General features: G+C 46.1%; 5 protein-coding genes. 3 read left to right on the top strand and 2 right to left on the bottom strand.

Features of this window, described 5'->3' with window-relative positions:
• Window positions 1–462 precede the first annotated feature (462 nt).
• Complete coding sequence (locus DWU89_RS05230; protein ID WP_115498621.1) at window positions 463–1,734, top strand: phosphoglycerate kinase; 1,272 nt, start codon at window positions 463–465, stop codon at window positions 1,732–1,734.
• 79 nt (window positions 1,735–1,813) lie between these two features.
• Here DWU89_RS05230 and DWU89_RS05225 read toward each other — a convergent pair whose 3' ends face one another.
• Complete coding sequence (locus DWU89_RS05225; RefSeq protein WP_115498620.1) at window positions 1,814–2,917, bottom strand: Gfo/Idh/MocA family protein; 1,104 nt, start codon at window positions 2,915–2,917, stop codon at window positions 1,814–1,816.
• 96 nt (window positions 2,918–3,013) lie between these two features.
• On the opposite strand from DWU89_RS05225, the gene proS reads away from it, so the two are divergent.
• Complete coding sequence (proS, locus tag DWU89_RS05220; RefSeq protein ID WP_115498619.1) at window positions 3,014–4,495, top strand: proline--tRNA ligase; 1,482 nt, start codon at window positions 3,014–3,016, stop codon at window positions 4,493–4,495.
• 58 nt (window positions 4,496–4,553) lie between these two features.
• Here proS and DWU89_RS05215 read toward each other — a convergent pair whose 3' ends face one another.
• Entirely contained in the window at window positions 4,554–5,372 is an 819-nt protein-coding gene (locus tag DWU89_RS05215) for an MBL fold metallo-hydrolase (RefSeq protein ID WP_115498618.1), read from the bottom strand.
• 95 nt (window positions 5,373–5,467) lie between these two features.
• On the opposite strand from DWU89_RS05215, the gene DWU89_RS05210 reads away from it, so the two are divergent.
• Complete coding sequence (locus DWU89_RS05210; protein WP_115498617.1) at window positions 5,468–7,027, top strand: DUF4435 domain-containing protein; 1,560 nt, start codon at window positions 5,468–5,470, stop codon at window positions 7,025–7,027.
• The last annotated feature ends 53 nt before the right edge of the window (window positions 7,028–7,080 follow it).

The raw sequence follows: 7,080 nt of genomic DNA, 5'->3' as shown, positions 1-7,080 counted from the left end.
TTCCTTGCGATATTTGGGACGCCGTCCGTTTTATTTTCAAATATTCGATTCTCCGGGAGTTAAGCTTTATCACTTTGTCAGTGTTTCCTGTTTTCGATAATCAAATTGTATGCATTCCGAAGTGACCTCGGCACCCCATTTCCTCTGTTGTCAGACAAAAAGGCCAAAACAATGAAAAGAGTCAATCCAAAACCGATCAAGATTTCGGACGAAATAGAAAAATGGCCGAAACAGGGGGTTATTGTATATTTCCCAATTTTATAAAGCTTCAGTTCCTGCCCGATGAATCAACAGGACCGTTTATACATATTAAGTAATCAAGCATATTTCAGACTCCGGCGAAAGAAGTTTTTTCAATTGAGCCAATAATTACAGAATCTGAAACAACGAAATAAAATATTTTTGTGTAAGTTTGCATCCGCTAAGCGTGACATTTTAATACAGAACTTAAATACAAGAGTTATGCAATCAATTGACAATTTCAATTTTGCCGGCAAAAAGGCATTTGTAAGAGTTGACTTTAACGTTCCTCTGGACGAAAACTTCAACATCACAGACGACACTCGTATCCGTGCCGCCCTTCCTACTCTGAAAAAGATTTTAGCAGACGGAGGCAGTGTAATTATCGGTTCTCACCTGGGACGTCCGAAAGGCGTTACTGACAAATATTCACTGAAACACATCCTGAAACACGTTTCCGAATTATTAGGTGTGGATGTTCAGTTTGCTAACGACTGTATCGGCGAAGAAGCCGGTGCCAAAGCTGCTGCTCTTCAACCGGGCGAAGCCTTGTTGCTTGAAAACCTTCGTTTCTATGCTGAAGAAGAAGGCAAACCGAGAGGATTGGCTGAAGATGCAACAGACGAAGAAAAGAAAGCTGCCAAGAAAGCCGTTAAAGAAAGCCAGAAAGAATTTACAAAGAGATTGGCTTCTTATGCTGACTGCTATGTAAACGACGCATTCGGTACGGCTCACCGTGCTCACGCTTCTACGGCTCTGATCGCCGACTACTTCGACACCGACCATAAGATGTTCGGTTACCTGATGGAAAAAGAAGTGAAAGCCGTTGAGAAAGTAATGAACGACATCGCTCGTCCGTTTACCGCTATCATGGGTGGTTCCAAAGTTTCTTCCAAAATCGAAATTATCGAAAACCTGCTGAACAAGGTAGACAACCTGATCATCACAGGCGGTATGACTTATACATTTACAAAAGCACAGGGTGGTAAGATCGGTAAATCAATCTGCGAAGATGACAAGCTGGATCTGGCTATCGACCTGATGAAGAAAGCGAAAGAAAAAGGTGTAAACCTGGTATTGGCTGTTGACGCTAAGATCGCTGACGATTTCAGCAACGACGCTAAGACTGCTTATGCTAACGTAAATGAAATTCCTGACGGATGGGAAGGTCTTGACATCGGTCCGAAGACAATCGAAATCTATGCCGACGTGATCAAGAACTCCAAAACGATCCTTTGGAACGGTCCTACAGGCGTATTCGAATTCGAAAACTTCACAGACGGTTCACGTGCAGTAGGCGAAGCTATCGTTGAAGCAACCAAGAACGGCGCATTCTCATTAGTAGGTGGTGGCGACTCTGTAGCTTGTGTTAACAAGTTCGGTCTGGCAAGCGGTGTTTCTTACGTTTCTACAGGTGGTGGCGCTTTGCTGGAAGCGATCGAAGGTAAAGTTCTTCCGGGTATCGCTGCTGTTAAGGGCGAACCTTACAAATAAGAAACAGATCGTAAATATCATAGAAAAGGGCTGCCTTCCGCATTGAAGACAGCCCTTCTTTGTATGGTAACCGGACCCTTTATTGCAACCGGATCGGCTCCCCGCTCTTGGCGCTTTTGATAGCGGACTCCAATATCTCGACAACGATCAGATTGTTTTCCAAAGAAGACAAATCGGTCGGAGCAACCTGGATATCTCCGCGTACGGCCGCTTTCAGGTAATAGAAGGAATCGTTATAAGGAGCTTGCAGTTTGGGTGACTGCCATTGGGTTTCTTTCTTGTCCTTATAAACACGCATATGGGTCGGCGTGTCCTGGTAAATGTATCCTTTGCTACCATATATATGCATATCTTTCCGGTTTATCGGCCAGTTCCATGAACCCATGATCTGAACAGTCGCATCCGGATATTCGGCAACAATCGTCGCATCATCATCCACATTCGGATACTTGTCGGGCTTCTGATGGTTCAAGACAGCATATACGCTGACCGGTTTCTGCCCGTCCATCAACCAGGTAGCGAGGTTCGCACCATAGCAGCCGAAATCGATAACGGCACCGCCGCCATTCAGCTTCGGGTCTGTCAACCAATCTGTAAACGCCTTTCCGCAACCGATTTCAAAAGGTCCCTGATGGCCGTCATATACATTCATACGGGTTATCTTACCAATCGCGTCGTTTTCCTTTATCAGGCGGTATGCTTCATGGTTCGTATCATACCAGGTCGTTTCATAATTGGTAAGCAACAGAATCTTGTTTTTGCGGGCAAGGCTTGCCATCCGGTTGGCATGCTCCATATTGACAGCCAACGGCTTTTCGACCATCACATGGATACCGCGCGGCGCACATGCCTCCACCACGGCAAGGTGGTCATAAATGGAACCGTAGGCAACAACCACTTCCGGCTTCGCCTTATCCAGCATTTCTCCTAAATCGGCATAGAAACAGGATGCCGGTAATTTCTTACTTAGCCCGTTATTCGCTCTCAGTTCAGCATCCGGTTCCGAAACGCCTACTACCTCAAAATCGCCCCTGTCCATGCGGACAATCACTTCGTGCAGGTGCCCATGAGAAACTCCGGCAACTCCCAAGCGAAGCGGCTTTCCCGACTGGGCATTTACGAACAAGGGGATAAAAAACAATGACAAGGCAATAAATGCCGTAATAAATCTACGTGTGTACATGGTCTATATAAAATTGATTTGTAGCAAAGATATAAATTTTTTGTACCTTTGCCCCTCGTTATTACAGAAAAACAACATCTAAGAAATAATAAAGAAATGGCAAAAGAGCTGAAAGAACTGACTCCGAGAAGTGTGAACTACTCGCAGTGGTACCAGGATCTGGTAATCAAAGCGGATCTGGCAGAAAATTCTGCAGTACGCGGCTGTATGGTGATTAAGCCTTACGGATATGCAATTTGGGAAAAGATGCAACGTATCCTCGACGATATGTTCAAGGAAACAGGTCACGTAAACGCTTACTTCCCATTGCTGATCCCGAAATCATTCCTGAGCAAGGAAGCCGAACATGTGGAAGGTTTCGCAAAAGAATGCGCCGTTGTAACTCATTATCGTCTGAAGACAAACCACGACGGCACAGGTGTTGTGGTCGACCCGGCCGCCAAACTGGAAGAAGAACTGATTATCCGTCCGACTTCCGAAACAATCATCTGGAACACATACCGCAACTGGATACAGTCTTACCGCGACCTGCCTATTCTTTGTAACCAATGGGCAAACGTAATGCGCTGGGAAATGCGTACCCGTCTGTTCCTCCGTACCGCAGAATTCCTGTGGCAGGAAGGGCATACCGCCCATGCGACTCAGGAAGAAGCTGAAATCGAAGCAAAAAAGATGCAAGGTGTTTATGCAAACTTTGCTGAAAACTATATGGCTATGCCTGTCATCAAAGGGGTTAAGTCTGCAAGCGAACGTTTCGCCGGAGCTTTGGACACATATACGATCGAAGCTATGATGCAGGACGGAAAGGCGCTTCAGGCCGGTACTTCCCACTTCTTAGGACAGAACTTCGGCAAGGCGTTCGACGTTACCTTTATCGACAAGAACGGAAAGAGCGACTATGCATGGGCTACATCATGGGGAGTTTCGACCCGCCTGATCGGTGCGCTGATCATGTCTCATTCCGACGACAACGGTCTGGTATTGCCTCCCCACCTCGCTCCTATCCAGGTAGTGATCGTGCCGATCTACCGCAGTGCGGAACAGTTGGCGCAGATCAGCGAAAAAGTCGACGGTATCGTTGCCAAGCTGAAAGCGCTGGGTATCTCAGTCAAGTATGATGACGCCGACAACAAGAAGCCGGGTTGGAAGTTTGCCGAATACGAACTGAAAGGCGTTCCCGTACGTCTGGCTATGGGCGGACGTGATCTGGAAAACAACACGATCGAAGTAATGCGCCGCGACACACTGGAAAAAGAGACAGTGACTTGCGACAACATCGAAACATACGTTCAGAACCTGTTGGAAGAAATCCAGAAGAATATCTTCCAGAAAGCACTCGACCACCGTACGGAAAAGACAATCACTGTCGATACATACGAAGAATTCAAAGAAAAGATCGAAGAAGGCTACTTCATCATGGCCCACTGGGACGGTACTCCCGAAACAGAAGAGCAGGTGAAGAACGAAACCAAAGCGACCATCCGCTGTATTCCTTTGGAAGGCGACAAGACTCCGGGCAAATGTATGGTAACCGGCAAACCTTCCGCACAGCGCGTATTGTTTGCACGGGCTTACTAATCAACCGAAATTTATATAATAGAAGAGAGGGTGCCAGGTTGAATCTGACACCCTCTTCTTATTTAAGACTTATCTTTTCCAAATCATCCGGTACAACCACAAATCCTGAAAAATTAAGGCTGGCTTCTGCCGTATAATCTTTCTTGCGGGTATCGAGACGGCTATCTTCCGTATGATATAACAACAGGTTCTTCACATTCAGTTCTTCCGCCAACCGGCCGGCTTCCAACGCCGTGCTATGGTGTTTTTCATAAGGCTTGAAAATCTCACGGTCTTCATACAGGCAAAAAGCCTCGCATAGCAGCCAGTCTGCATTTTCCACATATTGGCGGTTCGATTCATTGTAAGGTTCATCACCCAGACAAACCAATGATTTTCCGTCCGGAAGCAATGCCCGAAAACCAAATTGTTTCTCTTTCGTAGACAATATATCAAAACATTGAAGTTCCATATCTCCTATCCGGAGCACATCCTTATCCGCTATCTCATGGAACAGAACTTGCTTGCCCAACAATGCTATTTGCTTTTTGGGAAGCATCATCCGGAGCATATAGTCCAAAACCTGCAATACTTTAGCATGGCTATAAAGGTTGAATATTCCCGTATAACGTTTACTCAACATCCGTTGAATCACCATCCGGACCACCCAAACTGCTCCCAATATATGATCCGTATGAGCATGCGTCACATACATTTCATGTATATCGGCCAGTTGTACCTGTGCCTTTTCCAGTTGAGTCAATATACCGTTTCCACCGCCTGCATCCACCAGAAGCAGAGTCTCTTCCATTTTAATAATAAAACAAGTATTGTAGCATTTGGTTACAGTTGCATTTCCAGTACCGAGCATGATCAGTTCCGTCGCTGTCTTTTTCATTTTATTGTAGAATTATTTCGTGCAAATGTACATAAAAGACCTCTATTTTTCATTTATCTTCTCTATCTTTGGAGAAGAAACAAATTAGAACTTGTATGGAGCTCATTCTTCCTACCAATCAGAATACTTCAACACCTGTCACACTCGACACAAAAGTGTTGGTCGTAATCGGGGCCAACGGGTCCGGCAAAAGTTCCTTCGGCAGAGAGTTGCACAAACGATATGCAGGACGAAGCGTATGGATATCCGGAATGCATTCCCTCTTTCTCAGTAGCGAGGAGAATGAAACGCCCGCGGACGGCAATGAACTGGCACGGCTTCAGTCGATGATTGCCGAACGGCTTTTCATGCCCCGTTTGTCGGAATATGAAAAACTGATCCTGCATCTGCAAACAGAAGAGTTTGAAGCTGCCGTCAAATACAAGGAAGATTGTAAACTCACACCCGATTTGTTGCCGCCGGTAACTAAGATAGACCGTATCCAGACCATCTGGGAAAAGATGTTCCCACACAACCGGCTGGTGCGCAAATCCGGTTTTATCGAATTAGCTTCTACCAGTATCGACGGGGATTCATACACGGCCGGCCGGATGAGTGACGGTGAAAAGTTAGTGTTTTATCTGATCGGAGCCGTACTTTGTGCTCCGGTGAATGCCCTCTTGATCATCGAAGAACCGGAAATCCTGCTTCACGACTCTATCAAAAACCCCTTGTGGGACGAGATAGAAGCCATACGTCCGGATTGCACCTATGTATATCTGACACACGACATCGACTTCGCCGCCTCACGCGACAGCAGCAAACGTCTGTGGATACGTTCCTACAATGCAGATGCCCGGATATGGGATTATGAACTGATCGAAAACACCGACACCTTCCCGGAAGAGGTTTATATGGAAATCTTAGGAAGCCGCAAACCGATCCTGTTTATCGAAGGGACAGATTCGAACAGCATAGACAACCGGCTTTATCCGCTTATTTTCCCGGATTATAAAGTGAAGCCGATGGGCGGTTGCCAAAAGGTAATCGAAACGACAAAAGCGTTCTCACAACTGAAAGACTTCCATACATTGGATTCCAAAGGGATCGTAGACCGTGACCGCCGGACAGAGGGCGAGATCGCTTACCTGCGCGAACAACATATCTATGTACCCGACGTTGCCGAAGTTGAAAACCTGCTGATGCTGGAACCGGTTATCAAGACTGTTGCCAAGCGTCTGATGAAAGACCCTGAAGTGGTTTTCAGCCAGGTGAAAGAAAACGTGATCAAGCTTTTCCTGAAGGATCTCGAAAGCCAAGTGCTGCTCCATGCCCGCCACCGGGTGCAAAAGAAGTTAGAAACAGCACTGAACCGGAAAATGAGTACGGTTGAAGAACTGACCGAGCATGTGGAAAGCATTCGCGAGACGGTGCACGTAGACGATATCTATACAGGGATCAAGAGTAAGTTCATCCAATATGCCGAGACCGGCGATTACAAAAATATCCTCCGCGTCTACAACCAGAAAGGGATGTTGCCGCAATCCCAATTATGCAAATACTGTGGTATCAGCAACAAAGAGAGTTACTTAAATCTCATCCTCTCCATACTCCGGGAAAACAAGGAAGATGCCGATGTGATCCGGACTTCCATCAAAGAATGTTTAGGAACATAAAAAGTTTCTCAAAATGAAGAAAAAGTCCGTAAAAAGTCGTTCTTTTGCATTCT

The organism is Parabacteroides acidifaciens (assembly GCF_003363715.1).
Classification (GTDB): domain Bacteria; phylum Bacteroidota; class Bacteroidia; order Bacteroidales; family Tannerellaceae; genus Parabacteroides; species Parabacteroides acidifaciens.
This window is presented reverse-complemented; position numbering and strand designations above follow the sequence as displayed.